General features: G+C 42.8%; 10 protein-coding genes. 1 reads left to right on the top strand and 9 read right to left on the bottom strand.

From position 1 onward, the window contains the following. Nucleotides 1–538: 538 nt before the first annotated feature. Nucleotides 539–745 (top strand): DUF2536 family protein, encoded by a 207-nt coding sequence (locus MHB82_RS03710; RefSeq protein WP_341173842.1) that lies wholly within the window; start codon nucleotides 539–541, stop codon nucleotides 743–745. Between the two features lie 215 nt (nucleotides 746–960). Here MHB82_RS03710 and MHB82_RS03705 read toward each other — a convergent pair whose 3' ends face one another. The 9 genes from MHB82_RS03705 to MHB82_RS03665 all read right to left on the bottom strand — a co-directional run bounded on the left by MHB82_RS03705 (nucleotide 961) and on the right by MHB82_RS03665 (nucleotide 16,197). Continuing rightward, nucleotides 961–2,634 carry a GTP-binding protein gene (locus MHB82_RS03705; RefSeq protein WP_341173841.1) on the bottom strand — a complete coding sequence of 558 codons (1,674 nt, stop codon included), beginning with the start codon at nucleotides 2,632–2,634 and terminating at the stop codon, nucleotides 961–963. Nucleotide 2,635: 1 nt separating this feature from the next. Then, nucleotides 2,636–3,535 carry a sulfate adenylyltransferase subunit CysD gene (gene cysD / locus MHB82_RS03700; RefSeq protein WP_110755561.1) on the bottom strand — a complete coding sequence of 300 codons (900 nt, stop codon included), beginning with the start codon at nucleotides 3,533–3,535 and terminating at the stop codon, nucleotides 2,636–2,638. A 335-nt stretch (nucleotides 3,536–3,870) separates the two neighbouring features. After that, entirely contained in the window at nucleotides 3,871–8,331 is a 4,461-nt protein-coding gene (locus MHB82_RS03695; RefSeq protein WP_341173840.1) for an endo-1,4-beta-xylanase, read from the bottom strand. 394 nt (nucleotides 8,332–8,725) lie between these two features. Beyond that, nucleotides 8,726–9,340: a hypothetical protein gene (locus MHB82_RS03690; RefSeq protein WP_341173839.1), complete on the bottom strand. Its 615-nt coding sequence runs from the start codon at nucleotides 9,338–9,340 to the stop codon at nucleotides 8,726–8,728. A gap of 33 nt (nucleotides 9,341–9,373) precedes the next feature. Continuing rightward, nucleotides 9,374–10,282 carry a ribonuclease HIII gene (gene rnhC / locus MHB82_RS03685; protein ID WP_341173838.1) on the bottom strand — a complete coding sequence of 303 codons (909 nt, stop codon included), beginning with the start codon at nucleotides 10,280–10,282 and terminating at the stop codon, nucleotides 9,374–9,376. A gap of 13 nt (nucleotides 10,283–10,295) precedes the next feature. After that, the gene (locus MHB82_RS03680) at nucleotides 10,296–11,429 is read right to left on the bottom strand and encodes a hypothetical protein (protein WP_341173837.1); all 1,134 of its coding nucleotides are present in this window, start codon (nucleotides 11,427–11,429) and stop codon (nucleotides 10,296–10,298) included. Nucleotides 11,430–12,356: 927 nt separating this feature from the next. Further along, nucleotides 12,357–13,127, bottom strand: coding sequence for an ImmA/IrrE family metallo-endopeptidase (locus MHB82_RS03675; protein ID WP_341173836.1), 771 nt, complete (start codon nucleotides 13,125–13,127; stop codon nucleotides 12,357–12,359). Continuing rightward, on the bottom strand, nucleotides 13,124–14,779 hold the full coding sequence (locus MHB82_RS03670; RefSeq protein ID WP_341173835.1) for a restriction endonuclease subunit S: 1,656 nt from the start codon (nucleotides 14,777–14,779) through the stop codon (nucleotides 13,124–13,126). The genes MHB82_RS03675 and MHB82_RS03670 overlap by 4 nt, the downstream gene beginning before the upstream one ends. Further along, nucleotides 14,776–16,197 (bottom strand): class I SAM-dependent DNA methyltransferase, encoded by a 1,422-nt coding sequence (locus MHB82_RS03665; RefSeq protein ID WP_341173834.1) that lies wholly within the window; start codon nucleotides 16,195–16,197, stop codon nucleotides 14,776–14,778. The genes MHB82_RS03670 and MHB82_RS03665 overlap by 4 nt, the downstream gene beginning before the upstream one ends. Nucleotides 16,198–16,202 lie beyond the last annotated feature (5 nt).

The following is a 16,202-nucleotide window of genomic DNA, read 5'->3' as shown; positions in this document are numbered from 1 at the left end:
AAAACTCCTCTATATATACCGGGACCAACATGGCCCCGAGAATAGTAAATATCTGTTCATTCCCTAGTTCATCCATTGGGTACGAATGTTACTGCTACTCCTTCAGTTACACCATCTTCACTTATACCATGTTTCCGCAACGTAGTTCAAACAGCATTATATGTTAATGCTACGTCCAAACGAATATATTCTAACTGAACAGAAGTCTGCTTTCTATGGATTCGCATAAAAAAGAGAGGCGATGCCCCTCTTGGCTATTTACCCAATGGAACTTGGATCAGGGTCTCCCCATCCTCCATTTGTCCTTTCTCTAATTTTATCACGTCTCAAGCTGATTTTCAGCACGAGTTTATTCGTCATGTCTCAAAACCTAACTCAACTCCCGCTTGGTCTCCCCCAGTATAGAAAGCAAACCGCCTCCATCGTTCTAATCATTCTCGCTGTCTGCTCTTGCCGAACCGAACAAGCTCCTCTACAATTAAAGCTCGGCAGGCTTTTGTACCTGCAAATCGTGACATGAAGGTGGCCTGGATCAAACATGGAAATTTCACTGGATATGATCAAAGACAAAGTCGAATGCCTGCAGGCTTATGACTTCAATGAACTGGAACGGGCGATTGAAGACCGAATCGGAATGAACAAGGCGCTGCTGCTCCGGGTGAAGCAGGTCCAGCATCAAGTGACGTTCGACCCGCTTCGCAACAAGATGTTATATAGTGCCGTTGTGCATTTTGCCGTTGTTTGATGGAGTATAGGTAATTTGATGGAAACAGCAAAAACCGGATTGATCTATGCTCAATCCGGTTTTTGCTTTGTTTCATGATCATACTTTTTTCAAACTTGTGCTTTATATTTTTTACACCGACTCTTACATAAGAATTCCCAAGATTTTTAACTGCTCATTAATCTTAAACAAACAAGCGGCTGCCTGATCGGCAACCGCTGCATCTGACATGCTTATTAAATGTCGTAGTTATTCGAAGGACTGTGATCGATAATGGATTGCACGACTCGTTTAACCACAGATTTCGCGGCATCCTGGGTGGAAATTCCACCGATCTCATCCGCGTTAACTTCGATGAATCCTTTGCCCCCAATGATCTCTCTGGCTGTCTCAAGTTCGCCCGCACTGATAGACTCATGGGATACCAGTGAGATCAGACCGGCGTCGTTCAACACCTTTGCCATCTCCGCCGTGCCGCGGAGCGTTTCTCCAGTGACGCTCTCAAGCAGCATGGTATGGTAACCGGATGACACTAGTCGCTTCTCCACTTCCTTTGCGAGAGCTACCGTATCCGAGCCAGCAAACCAGACCGTGAGCGGAGATTGTCCTTTCTGCTGGGCGCGAACCTCTCTCGTGATCCCCGTATCCAGCGTGGCAAATCGGCTGTCTCCCTTGAGCGCTTGATCGATGACTCCGCAAGCGGACGTCATGTTGGTGACACGATCAATGAGGATGAACCCTCCGATGCTCTTATTGTGTTCAAAAGAATCGAAGACGATCTGATCCGACAGCGTGAATTCACACTTGGCCAATTCGTTCTTAACAATCTGATCCGCCGGAACGGTCTGGCCCGTGTTAATGTCAATTTTATGAGTAATCGCCGTTACAGTGCCTGGAAGAGTCTTCGTTCCGACCTTAACCCAATAATGCTTGCCCGGAGTCAGGACGGAATCGTCCATCCACAAGATCGTAGAAGCGAAGCTGTCAGCTTCTTGCACTTGATTGTCCACCGTGAGCACGCAGCCCCGCGAAACATCAACTTCGCGGTCCAGTTGTATCGTAACCGGTTGGCCAGCATAAGCCGAATCCTGAACTTGGTCCGTCACCAAAATCCGCTTAACCTTTGCTTTCTCCCGACTTGGCAGAGTCATGAGTTCGTCTCCGACCGAAATCTTTCCAGCTTCGATCTGGCCCTGAAACCCACGGAACGTATGGTCCGGTCTGCTTACACGCTGAACCGGCATCATGAAAGGCTTTGTATCATCGGTAGTATGAACATCTATATTTTCCAAATACGGCAATAAAGCTAACCCTTCGTACCAGGGAGCATTCGGCGACTGGGTTGTGATGTTGTCCCCTTCCGTAGCGGATACGGGAATGACCTGAATGCTCTTGATTTGGAATTCGGCCGTCGTTTGGATGAACTCTTCCTTGATCGCCTCGAATGTCCCCTGATCGAAGCCGACCAGATCCATCTTGTTCACAGCCAATACGAGATGCTTAATCCCCATCAGGGCGCAGATCCGGGCATGGCGTTTGGTTTGGGTAATGATGCCTTTGGTTGCGTCCACCAGAATGATGGCTAGATCGGCAAAGGAAGCGCCTACAGCCATGTTGCGCGTATACTCTTCGTGTCCCGGTGTGTCCGCCACGATGAAGGAACGATGAGACGTCGTAAAATAACGATAAGCCACATCGATGGTGATCCCTTGTTCGCGTTCGGCCAGCAAACCATCGAGGAGCAACGAGTAGTCGATCTTGCCGCCTCGGCTTCCCAATCGACTATCGAGCTCAAGCGCGCGTTCTTGATCGGCGAACAGCAGCTTGGCCTCATAGAGCATATGTCCGATCAGCGTGGACTTGCCGTCATCCACACTTCCGCAGGTAATGAATTTTAGTAGACTCTTCATGTTAGAAATAGCCCTCCCGTTTGCGTCGTTCCATGCTTCCCGCTGCTTCTTGATCGATAACCCGACTGGTCCGTTCGGAAGATAACGCACCCAATGTCTCCTCAATGATCTCATCCAGCGTAACAGCATCGGACTCGACTCCGCCCGTGAGTGGGTAACAACCCAACGTGCGGAAGCGAATCTTCTTCATCTCTACCTTCTCGCCAGGCTCAAGCTTCATCCGCTCGTCATCCACCATGATGATATGCCCATCACGATTAACGATCGGTCTTACGTCCGCGGAGTAGAGAGGAACGATGTCGATGTTCTCCCGACGAATGTATTGCCAGATATCCTTCTCAGTCCAGTTAGACAGCGGGAAGACTCGAATGCTCTCTCCCTTGTTGATTCGCGTGTTGAACAGCTTCCACATCTCCGGACGTTGGTTCTTCGGGTCCCACGAGTGATTCTTGTTCCGGAACGAGAAAATTCGCTCCTTCGCACGCGACTTCTCCTCATCACGTCTTCCGCCACCGAACGCAACCGTGAATCCGTATTTATCCAATCCCTGCTTCAGGGCTGTGGTTTTCATAATGTCGGTATATGCGGAACCATGGTCGAAGGGGTTGATTCCTTGTTGAATAGCCTCTTCATTAGAGTGCACGATCATCTCGATACCAAATTCCTTCGCCTTTCGGTCGCGGAACTCGATCATTTCCTTAAACTTCCAGGTTGTATCGATATGCATGAATGGGAACGGCGGCTTCTCCGGGTAGAAAGCCTTTAGGGCCAAGTGCAGCATGACCGAGCTGTCCTTGCCGATGGAATATAACATGACCGGTTTCTCGCACTCCGCTGCTACTTCTCTGATAATGTATATCGCTTCAGCCTCAAGTTGATCCAGATGTGTTAGTTCTTGCATGGCAAGGCGGCCTCCTTTTAATCCTCACTAAAACCATCGTATTTATAAACTTATCCTATCAGATTCCATCTTTATTGCAAAGTGGAAAAAAGTAAAATTTATGATGTCTATGTGCTGGATCGACAATATTCAGCATAGAGTAGCGGCTCCCTCCTATCATACAATCGCCTAAACGAATGATTTTTGCTGAGCTGCACATGGAAACGGTTGGTTAACGATCTATATTACAATCATGATCGAGAGGGCCATGGGATTTGAAAAAAGCTGCCGTCTGTAAAGTACAGACAGCAGCTTCAATGAGTGGCCTCGTTATTTCAAAATGTCTTTACAATCACTTACATGTTCCAGATGCGGGACAGAATCACCGCTGCTTCAGCGCGTGTCAATGATTCAGTTGGTGCGATTTTGCCACCTTTTCCGTTAACGATTCCGCTTTCTACGAGGGAAGTTACACTATCCACCGCGTAAGCGGAAATGCTTGCAGTATCGGAATAAGGAGCCAGATTCCCGCTGCCGGCAGATGCCTTACCAGCTGCTTTTAGAGCTTTCACTGTAAGAACCATCATGTCTTGACGGGAAATGCTGCTGCCTGGTTTGAACGTGTTGTCTTCAAATCCAGAGGCGATCCCCAGCTCCTTGGCAATGGCCACGGCCTGTGCATAATAAGCAGTAGGCTGTACATCGCTGAAGGCTGCCGTATTCGTGCTTGGTCCCTTCAATTCAAGGGCTCTCACCAGCAGGGTGATAAAGTCAGCTCTCGTGATGGAAGCTGCAGGAGCGAAGCTCTCATCCGAAATGCCTTTAATAATATCGCGTGCTGCCATTGCTTCAATGGCTTCTTTTGCCCACAGGACATGCTGTACATCGGCAAAAGACTTGGTTACGTAGGCTACGGCATACGTGCTGAATTCCGTTGTCTTGAACACAACCGATCCGGTTTTAGCATCGTATCGTCCGTTCGGTACAACTGCTGCCTTTCCTTGACTGTCAATATTCAGGATCACCAGTTGATGTTCATTGGCAAGTTCTTGGCCAGCAGGTGTGTACGGTACAGATACCGTTACAGGCGCCGCTGGATTATTCCAGGCCAGCACGCGGTCCCCAGCTTTGATGCTAAGGTCGATCAACGGACGGCTGCCCACTTTGGCGCGGACTTCTGCGTCCAAGCGATCTGCCAAGACCTTTCTAATCTGAATAGAGACTTGATCCGCTTGTTCCGTAATGTTAGACAGCATGTTGGATGGAATTTGAAGTGCTGCATGGTCTGTCTTAAGTACAAACTCAACATTATTATTGCTCTGCAGATTTGAAGTTGGCAGCTGCACCACATAGGATTGGGCATTCGCCTGTTTCGGTACTTCGATGGTAACCTGTTTCTTGCCATTTGCACCTGGGGAAGCCTGTTCAATCGCTTTATTCAGGCTGTCGCTTGAAATGGTTGCTGTGGCTGTTCCATTTTCGACTTTAACTACTGGCACAATTGCCGAGTCGCTGCCTGGAAGCTGTGGTTGCGGCTGCGGAGTAGTCCCGGAATTTGATCCACCACTGCTTCCACCATTGTTCCCCCCGCTGTTGTTGCCTCCACCGTTGTTTCCGCCACCGTCGTTTCCTCCTGAAGAAGGTTTGCCCGTGAGCGTCAACTCACCGAATACAGACGTATCCTGGTAACCTTGACCGGATGCATCATTCCATGCGTTTACGCTGATTCTGTTGCCGTCTTTGGCATCATTAATCTGCGCATCGAAGCCGATCTTGGCATTATTCGCAGGCTTCACCTTTTTGAATGGAATTTTCATCTCGACCGTGTAGTTGGTACCGGAAACAGAGACTTTGGATTCGAAACCTGCTGCGATTTCTGCAGGATTAAAGGTAGCAAGATTCTCGAAGTTCACTCGGTATTGTCCATCATCATCCTGGAAGCTGGACGTCTTGCCGTTATTTTCATCGACGAATACTTCGACGGAATCCTGCTCCCATACATTTGGATTGGCCTTGTTCAGTTGATCATCTCTGACTTGAACGAGCACATAGAGATTGTCATCATCCCACAGTACTCTTGACGTTCCTGTTGCACCGGACCACGCCATTTGCTTCGTATCCAGCTTCAATTCAGGAGCTTTGCTCCATATGCTGTCTACAGAACCATCAAGCGACGGTGTCCCATAGAGGGCAGTTGATTTCTTGTAATCAAGCTCTTCGGGTGGATGTTCTGCCAGATACTTCTCCGGATCAACGACCCCGTAGAAGGCCTCTTTGGCTTGAAAATTCTTGTCAAACAAGGTTGGATTCTGCTCGGCTCTCCAGCTCGTGCTGTCATTCAATCCCCAGAAGGTCACACGTGGAATATGCTCGCTGTTCTTCTTGTAGAGATCCATCAATGAGGCATACAGATAGGCCTGCTGCATCGCTTCTTTTTCAGTGATTGCAGAGTTGGTGCCTGCCATAATGTCCAATTCGGTGACACTAACTTCTACACCCAAGGAAATAAAACGTTCGAGTGACATCTTCACATTGTCCAATCTCGTGCCCAAATTGTAGTGGGCTTGCATGCCGATGCCATCAATCAGTTTCTCGCCAGGGTGATCTTTCTCGTAATTCTCATTGATCTCTTTCACCATGCTGTAGATCGCTGTTGATTTATTTTGGTTATCATCGTTGTAATCATTGTAGTAAAGCTTGATATCCCAGCCATTCTCGTCAATGACTTCTTTGGCTGCAAGGTATGCCTCCTCAAGAAAGTCGGGGCCGATGGCCTGTAACCAGCCGGAATTACGCAAAGCATTCTTCCAGTCTTGCGGATTAGCCGGGTTATCGTTCATGGCTTCGTTGACAACGTCCCAGGAAATAACCTGGTCACCAAAGTGTTCAACGACTGTTTTAACATGTGTTCTCAGGTTCTTCAGAGCTTCTTCACGGCTCAAAGGTTCGCCGTTTGCTGCCGTATGCAGCCATGTAGGAGACTGCGCATGCCATACGAGCACGTGACCGTGCAGATCAAGGCCTGCATCCTGTACTCTTTGGACAAGGGCATCTTCTGCGGTGAAATCAAATTCTCTGTCCGCGTTGTATGCATAATCCGGCTTCATATCATTCTCAAACGTGACGACATTGTGATGCTTCGTCAGCAGCTTGAGCCGGGTCTCGTCAAAGGTCGACGGATTAACAATGTTGCCGATCAGGAAATCATCCTTGTAAACCTCCTTCAGATCAGGAAGGTCTTCTTGAATCGGAGGCGCAGCAGTTACAGGACCCACATATTTCAGAGCAAAATCATCCAGGAAGAAGGTACGGTTCCCACCATCGTCATTTGCCGTTTCAATATACGCATTGAGTACGCTTGGAGTTGTCGTGAGTGTATATTTTCCTGTTAGGTGTACCCACTCTTGATCTGTAACGGTTGCATTTTGTGAAACGTTCGCATAGCCACTCTCCGCATATTGAACACTAATACGAAGTGTCGTAGGCGCCTCGCCTGGTGCCATTTTCACCCATGCAGACAGCTCATATTCATGATTCTTCGCCATTTTGCCTGTAGCATCAACCAAGGCTGCATCATATTGTGCCGTAGTCGTTACAAGCAAGCTTTGCTTGCCGTCAGGTGTATGATTCGCTTCTTGGGAGAGGTCTACCGTTTCACGGCCATTTCGTGCTTTGAATCCATTCAGACCGCTCTCAAAGTCTGCAGTGATTCCTGTTTTATCCACAATCTCTGGTGTGGTTTCACCAGGGGTCACATCGGTGATGATGACTTCGTCAATGTAAATATCAGAGGTTAATGTATTATTTGATGGTTCAACATAGATGATGACCTCATTTGTTTTAGAAGGCACTTCATAGCCTTTGGTTTCAAATAGAGTCCATTCGGAAGCGGTTACAAGTTTGTTCCCTATAATCCAAGGATACTTCTGATCATCCGCTAGGATTTCAGAATCGATCTTGGAAGCCAGATGGAACTGGCCTTCACCAGAACCGAGTCTAACCTTGAGGGAGATATCGTACTTACGGTCGGATTTCATCTTGCCTGTAAGTACGAGGGCAGGAACGGCTTTCTCATCGGCCCGATTGAAGAACTTCAGAGACTTCACACCTTCGGAGGCTACGTCGTCAACGACCGCAGTATCGCCGCTCGATCCCCAACCCAGCTTGCCCCAACCACCAGTACTGCCGTCCTCAAAACTTTGGTTAAGGACTACCGTGGGTTCGACAGGTGCTGCTGCCTGGGTAATCGTAATATCTCCAATATAGAAAGAGACACCCTTACCCGCTTCATCAGACTTGATTCGCAGAGCTGTCTTGTCCACACTGTTAACGGAGATATCAGCGGTTAGCGTAATGCCTTGGCCGGCTATAAAGTCAGCAGAGCTAATTCCAGTGTATGCCTCAGATCCATCAACGCCCTTATTGGTTACAACCTCCAAGACAGCTTTTCCAGCTGCAGATGGATTAACATCCATATCGACATAAACGGAAGCGGTTACAGAATACTCTTGGCCATCGGTCAAACCAAGATCAGCGAATGCAAGATCCACGCCATCCCAGTTATCGGATCGGTTACTGACTTTCAGCGCTGCTCCATCATCATTGCCCTCAAATGGCTTACCTGTGACAGCTTCCAGCTGGGCACCGCCGGATTGAGTTGCTTTGCCCTTACCATTCTGGAATGTCTCCTGATAGACAATCTGTGAATTAGATGCTGCTGGATCTGCTGCACTAACTTTCGAAGCCGTCAAGCCGCCCGGAAGAAGCAGAGCCACTGCGAGTAACCCGGAAACGACCTGCTTAAATGATTTCCTCATTCGAAGCCTTCCCCCCATACCAAATTTTTTATAAACCATGTAAAGCGCTTACATAATTTACTGTAACCAGCCTCCTTTCTCACCAGATAATACCACTTCATGGAAGAGAATTCTTACTCCAAATTAAAGGTGAATCCTAGATTATTTCATATATATGCAAAGTCTTATACGGATACGGACATACTCTTCGTCCGATGATCAGGCCTCGGCAGATAAATCTGAAGATTCGGTTTTAGAATAAGGAGCAAACACGACAAAAAAGACGCTGAGAAAATTCTTTCCCAGCGTCTTTCATTTCTTAGAAACTCTCTATAAAAATAAAAAAACACCTTGCAGTGTTAGTTTTTAAGAAATATTATAAGGTAGTCCCTCTGCAATTTTTGGAACTACCTTATCATGTCCTTTTTGTCAATGCTGATTTTATACTTATTTTATCGTGAACAGCCTTATTAAGGACATACTTAAAATTATTTGTTATGTTTTCAATTGAGTGAGAATCGTAACATTTTTCGGATAATGCATATGCTGCAATTTCAGCCTTCTGCTTGTTATTCAGGGATGACTTGGTAAACAGACTTAGATAATTTTCGTAATATTCTTCCAAAAACAACTTATCATCTTCTGTAAAAATTTTTTTTGTGGTTATTTCTTCTTCGATCTGCCCATTCACTTCTTTAAATCTCCATTCAAATAGATGATCTTTCCCTATACCCGTTAGTCCCAATAAATCCAAGACAACCTTTATTTTATCTGGATTAATGTTAAATTGCATTGCAGTGTTTAAGATTGTATTGTATATTTCTACAGCTTTTGATCTTGGATTCACCCCACCTACTGGTGTAACGATAAGGAGAAAATTATTTATTTGATAATTGGGGAGACAAGGGAATTTCATGAAGACTCTGAAACCATTCCCTTCTTCTCCTAGTTGCCCGGCATACCTATAAGACAGAGTAAGCATTTCCAGAGTGCTTAACTGATCGTTAATATTAAACATAGAGTTATCCATGAAACTCCCCTCCCTTATATAGATACATAGCTGCTATTCAAATGAAATAATCTTATCATATGTCTTAAAATGTACTTTTGCAATATCAGAGAACTTGTCCTTACCAAACTTTTTATAAATTTGTACTCCCTGTTCAATAACCTTTTCGGAGGCGCCCTTCGGCAAAATAACCCCCAATTTCTTTTCCAATGCTTTGAGTTTTTGAACGAAGGTATCTCTGGCCAATATTGAAGCAGCTGCCACTGCAAAATCGGATTCTGCTTTATGCATCTGCACAAGATTGATCCTTTTCCCATTTTCAAGTAACGCATCGCTAATTAAGGACTCATCACCGAATTGATCAGATATTGCAAGGTCTATGTTCTCTTTTAGCAATATATTTTCCAACGCACGGGCATGTGACCAAGCCAGCAACTTGTTGACATTACCCATCTTAGCCCATAGTTGGTTGTATTTCACTGGGCTTATCATAATGATTTCATACGTCCCCATCTTTTTCAGCTCATTCGCTAGTTCAGTTATTTTATTGTCATTCAACACTTTAGAATCCTTTATCCCCAGGGATTCCAATTTTTTCTCTTGGGTATTATTTTTAATAACAAAAGCTGCCGTGACTAGGGGTCCGAAAAAATCCCCTTTACCCGATTCATCTATCCCAACTCTGTTCTGTCCAGAATAAGAAACACTTTCTTCGCTGGTCTTTTTCATAGAATTAGAATCTTGGGCGATTGTCTCAATTCCTAAAAATTTAATGGTTTGTTCATACCAATACGTAGCATCTTTCCCTTGAAATAGGACCTTCCCCGTTGAATACAAGGTGATTGCAACACCGGTGTTTTTCCATCTGATACTGCCACTTCTCTCATCCCTTGGTAATAGGTTAGATAAAAAATCATTGAGGATTAATTCCGTTTCCTTTGTCACCTTAATAACTTGGTTCATAAGTGCTCCTCATCTAATTAAAAATCTCGTGATAAGTATGCCTGATCATTCCTAAGATTTCATCAATATGACTTTCTGCATCATCATAAGAGTCCACAGTCATTTGAACAGGTGGACCATCATGTTGCAAAGGATTTCTAGTTTTTTGGTACTGAGTATAAATCAAGAGCAAGGCAGTCTCTTTTTTATTCTGTTCGTTAGGATCCGCAGAAAGCCTAGCCTTCATTGTAGGAATTACGTTATGAAGACCGTTAAAAATTAGTCCAAAGTGGAAGGTTGGCTTCCCATTTGTATCAACAGCCTGAATTTGTGTCTCTGTGAACAAACCTAGGCCAACAATCACTTTTTTTAGATAGCCCTCAATCACTCTCAAGCAAGGAGCAACATAACAGTAATAATCACCATAGTCCACGGCAGCAATCAACATACTTTGCGAAGAAATGACTAGCTTCTTATCGTGGTCATATAAAAAGCTATGAGCATTACCTAGTCTTTCCTTTACTGCGTCCTCCCCCTGAGACGTAAGATCAGAAGTAACGATCGAGGTCACATCTTTTGTTTGACCCATAAAACGTATTGTGATTTCCTCGACAGGCATGTCAAGTAATTGATCAATTGAATTGCAAACCTCATCCCAAACTTCCCAACCCCTGCCCTGGAGCATTAACTTTCTTCCATCATCTTTTTTAAATTGAGTAATAGTAACTTTATCATCATATTTAGGGTGCTTAACTTCAATAATATAAGAAATATGGCTCGGAACATCGTCCTTTTCCTTAAACTTATATTCATTTTTAAGTGCAAGTTTTTCAATCGCTTGACCTACCTCATTAACTTGACCTTTTTTCAAATAATAAATGGTCGTTTTAGGCACGATCTTAGCATCTTCCGCATCATCGACCTCGGTTTGAAATTGCTCCAGAACCAAATCATTGATCTCGGTGTTGTTTAAAGATCCGTCGAGGGTACGGCCTTTCTTAGTATCGTAAACACGGACTGTACCTGGATCTTCCTCTTTTCTTGATAACTTTAATACAATGTGGTCGGATTTTCGGCTTTGTGCGACTTCAATTCCATTGGACAAGCAAATAGTATTAATTCGTCTAACACATTCATCGGATGAATATCTTATCTTAGTAAGTTTCAAAGCAATTTCTCCTTACACACTGATTATTTTACAATTATGTACAACCGAGAGTACTTTCATCCCACCCAAGAATCCATTTGCGATCTAAAGTAATATTATACCGTTTGCACCTTTTTAGGTAAATATCACCTTTTCCAAAAAAAACAAAAGTCTTTTAATCCTACTATGCATTAAAACCAGATCCTGCACCTATAAGATCCCCTATATTGATTATGTGTCTTTCTGATCCTATGAAATCCTAATCGTATTCACCCCCCTCTCCTGTTACTTCACGGTTATAGGCTTGGAAAAACCCTATATCCCTTTATACCAAAAAGAGACATCCCCTCAGGCTCCAACAAATCCGGAGTAGATGTCTTATCCTTTGAAATTAATTTAGCAAATGTTCCGAATACTTCGTTTCTTTCATCAACTTTACAATTCTTTAGCGTCTATTTCACTACTTCATCTCAGCTATGTGCTACAGAACAATAATTCCCCAATTATTCACTCAACTTTTTCTGTCACAACTTTATTATAATCTGAAAAATGTTATATATAAACACAGGGAAGAGACTTGATGGATCTGTTTTTTTCCAGTTCCCCATCTATCCCTTCCCTAGTTTTATAACGTCTTTATTCGATTATTAGCACAGGTTTATTATGAATAGCCGGGGTTTATTTCTTTTCTACAACCTCCCTGACCAAGATCGCCACTGACTCCACGTGTGTGGAGTGTTCGGTGGGAACAAATCTTATACGATGTGCCCCCATCAAATGATTGTCTGTCCACCATACTTTGTGGCTTGTATAGAGGAAATTAATTAATTGTCTTATCTTAATGTTGAAAGCCGAGGACCTAAATAGAACAAGGTCTTCGGCTTAATAAGATGAGTTCTTAATCATTTCCTGCTAAAGACGGGTTACCCTTCTATGACGAGTCACGGATTACAAAAAATCCACTTTGAGAAGAGTCAAGACACTTCCTGACGATTTGTCTGCTCTTGAATATTCTTTCAATGAAATTGCTGAGCCTGACTTGTTTCTTGTAACCCAAGTTTTTGGATCAATAGGTGCGTAACCATTCATTCGAAAGCTTGAAATCAGACATTCATTGGCAAACGAATTGTTATGAATAGAATCACCTGATTTCAGGAAATTAATTTTTCCAATAAGACTCTTTGACATTCCAATATGAGCGATAATACCATCTTTAGAACCAATAACAGCATAATTCCCCAAATGAAAATCGAGTATCCGAAACACAGCTACAAGCTTGGAAACCATGAATTCATTACTGATTGCTTTGATTGTATCAAAATCGAATGGTGCTGACATAGATATGGGTTTGACCTTTTGTTCAGGAAGAAGATATTCTTTTGCGAATTCGTTCGCCTCTATTTCAATTGGCTTTCTAGTAAAATCTAACATATCGGTTCTGGAACATTCAAACTGCTTTCCTTTGTGATTCAAGCTAAAATGTCCAAGTTCATGTGCTTTTGTGAAATTAATTCTTCCGGCATTCTTTAAATCTGTATTAACGAGTATGATTGTCTTTCCTTCGGCACGAATTAAGCTTCCCATATAGTTTGTATTGCCATAATCCATTTCATCATAGATGATATTAAAATGTTCAAATATTCGATTAAAATTCAAAGCAGGTGTTGTTGTAATACTGAAATCACGCAGCAACTGTCGTGCTTTTTCAGCGGGTATCATTGCTGCGATTTGCCAAGTAATTCGGTCACTCTATTTTTAATTTTAACCTTTGTTTCAGTGTTAATCTCTCCGTCTGAACGAGCAGCTATCTCCCAGTCACCGACGATTTCACAAGAGTTTGCTGAAGGGAACTCGAGCACATTATCTTCATTTTCAGACTGATTAAATGCTACTTGCAGTACAGATTGCATAAGCATTTCACTGTCACGCTTTGATTGATCAACATTTTTATCAAGCTCATCGCACAATGCCATAAGTTGATCGATTTTTTCTATGATACGTATTTGTTCATTTAGCGGTGGGATAGGAATAAGGAATCTACCCAATTTATCCATACTTAACCCTTCCCTTGAAACTCCTACTTGAACATCCATTATCAACTTTTGGATGTAAGGTGAAATAATACATTTGTGTATGAAAGCATTCATTTCTGGTTCTACCAACCGAATTATTGAGACATGTTGATTTACATTTGCAGTATCAAAATCCTTATCTAGCACACAACTTCTACCTATTGATGCTCCTGTAATATTTAATAAAATATCGTTGGCTTTCACTATGCTACCCTGCATCTTATTATTAATTTCATCTGAAATATAGGCAATATCAGCAACTTTCAGCCCGCTATTCCAAACATTCTGTGAACGAATAAACATAGTACCGTTATCCGTGTATACTTTCTTTCCACCGGTAGGAGTGCTACCTGCCCCAAGCTTACTACTTATCGAAACCAACCTTACCCATTCCCAGCCAATTGGAAGTGCATATGGAATCTCATCTTCCGTAATCTTAGGCAACGGCTTTTCCTTCTTAATTTTCTTCTCTTTAATCAACTGTTCTTTCTCAACCCTAATCCGCTCTAAAAAGACACTTGCAGGTGTATCATTAGGATCTTGCGGAACAAGCTTACCTTGAATAGCTTCTTGGAGTATGGATTCCCTAAGATTTTGACTTAATGATTCTTGGGTATGAAACAGATCACTGAGTTGCTCTATTGATTTTAATTTCAGTTCGAGCTGTCTAATATTTTCTTCTATTTCGGTTAGTCTGGGATCGCTGTTGTTCGTCGATGCAAGTGCAATTAATTTTTCTTGCATCTCAAGATCACAATATGGAAATACAAGGCTTTTTAATTTTTCAGCATTAACATTAGGCTGCGCTGATCCTTGTTTTAACTCAACTATCTGATTCCAGTAAATATAACTATTAAGAAATAAATACAGATAGAGTGGATTTAAATCAGAGCTTGCTCTCAATCTAATTAAATAGCTTGCGTATACTGATGGAAATATTATCCTATCCATTAAAAAGCTTTTACCGGTTGTCCCGCCTGTCCGAGCAATTAATATATCTTTTTCTTTTAACAAGTAGTTAGTATCATTTTCACATATACAATATGGAACTGCATCCCAGTCTACGTTCCCATCTTTTATATCGGATATTCTAAGGAACTTGTGTGTTCCTTCAGATTTAGCTGAATCTGTAAACCCGTACCTAGTGTCTATAAGATGTTTTGATAACTTTTTCGGATTGTTATAGGTATCAAGAACATACTTCATTATTACCGTATTCTTCAATTGCCTTTTAAAATCATCTTGCGTCGACACAAAAGACAAAGGTACATAATTGAAATTTAACTTAGTATCTATCATGACATGAGCATCTCCAATATTTCAGATATTCTTTTCTGATTCTGCATCATGTTATTAATGATTTCATTTTTTTCAAGAATTATGTCTTTACTTTCTCTATTTAGATTTTTGAAATCCAAGTTATAGTTTCGCTTTTTTATTTCATCAACACTTACTTTCCAGGCAAACTCATTTTCAACCCGATTACTCCACCACTCTTTTTCAAGATTAAATTCTTCCAATCGAATTGGCTTAGTCTTGGTATAATTCTTATAAACTGCCGGTAATGGATGCTCAAAATACCAAACTTCTTCCGTTGACTTGCCTTTCTCAAAAAACAATAGATTTGTATTAATCCCTGTATACGGTGCAAACACGCCTTTCGGCAATCTTACAATTGTATGCAAATTAAACTCTTCGAGAAGCTTTTCTTTAATAGCTGTCTTTACGCCTTCACCAAATAAGAACCCATCGGGTAATACGATCCCCGCACGACCTCCATCTTTAAGAAGATACATAAGGAGTACCATGAACAGGTCGGCAGTTTCTTTCGTACGGAACTTTTCAGGAAAGTTAATCTCAACCCCGTCTTCCTCAATCCCACCAAACGGAGGATTCGTTACGATAACATCCACCTGATCGATCGGGCGATATTCACGTACATTTTTTGTAAGCGAGTTATCATGCTTGATCATAGGTGCATCAATGTCGTGTAAAATCAGATTAGTGACCGCAAGCATATGAGGCATCGGCTTCTTCTCAATCCCCATAATCGTCTCCTGCAAAATCTGATTATCCTCTACACTTTTGATTTGTCTTGTATTCTTAAAGTGTTCGATTGTACTGGTCAAGTAACCGCCAGTACCACATGCGAAGTCCAGTACCTTCTCGCCAAGCATCGGACTAATCATATCCACAACAAATTGTGTGACAGGACGAGGGGTATAATACTCTCCTGCATTACCGGCATTCTGAAGGTCTTTTAAGATGTTCTCGTAAATGTCATTGAACATATGACGATCCTGTTGCGTTGTAAAATCAATCTCGTTTAGCTTGTTGATTACCTGGCGCATCAAAGTGCCGGACTTCATGTAGTTATAGGAATCTTCAAAGACAGCTTTCACGATAAAAGCTTTGGAATCGCTATATTCGTCTAGTTCCATTTCTTTCAGCTCTTTGAACAACTTATTATTGACGAAGTCCAATAGCTCATCGCCTGTCATGCCTTCATCATTGATGGCCCAATCCCGCCAGCGCAGACCTTCAGGAACAATCGCTTGATACTCATCACGCATTAATTCCCATTCTTCTTCCTTGGCGTCAAATACCTTTAAAAAAACCATCCACACCAACTGTGATATACGCTGCGCATCTCCATCAACGCCCGCATCTTTACGCATCGTATCTTGTACTGATTTAATAATTGCTGATACTAACATCTTGT

Source organism: Paenibacillus sp. FSL K6-2862, from assembly GCF_038005125.1.
GTDB classification, from domain to species: Bacteria; Bacillota; Bacilli; order Paenibacillales; family Paenibacillaceae; genus Paenibacillus; species Paenibacillus illinoisensis_A.
This window is presented reverse-complemented; position numbering and strand designations above follow the sequence as displayed.

Bases quoted from the DNA above. Each gene is read 5' to 3' on its own strand.
- MHB82_RS03710 (WP_341173842.1), top strand. From the start codon at position 539: ATGGAAATTTCACTGGATATGATCAAAGACAAAGTCGAATGCCTGCAG.
- MHB82_RS03705 (WP_341173841.1), bottom strand. From the start codon at position 2,634: ATGAAGAGTCTACTAAAATTCATTACCTGCGGAAGTGTGGATGACGGC.
- rnhC (WP_341173838.1), bottom strand. From the start codon at position 10,282: ATGAACCAAGTTATTAAGGTGACAAAGGAAACGGAATTAATCCTCAAT.
- MHB82_RS03690 (WP_341173839.1), bottom strand. From the start codon at position 9,340: ATGGATAACTCTATGTTTAATATTAACGATCAGTTAAGCACTCTGGAA.
- MHB82_RS03695 (WP_341173840.1), bottom strand. From the start codon at position 8,331: ATGAGGAAATCATTTAAGCAGGTCGTTTCCGGGTTACTCGCAGTGGCT.
- MHB82_RS03675 (WP_341173836.1), bottom strand. From the start codon at position 13,127: ATGATACCCGCTGAAAAAGCACGACAGTTGCTGCGTGATTTCAGTATT.
- MHB82_RS03665 (WP_341173834.1), bottom strand. From the start codon at position 16,197: ATGTTAGTATCAGCAATTATTAAATCAGTACAAGATACGATGCGTAAA.
- cysD (WP_110755561.1), bottom strand. From the start codon at position 3,535: ATGCAAGAACTAACACATCTGGATCAACTTGAGGCTGAAGCGATATAC.
- MHB82_RS03670 (WP_341173835.1), bottom strand. From the start codon at position 14,779: ATGATAGATACTAAGTTAAATTTCAATTATGTACCTTTGTCTTTTGTG.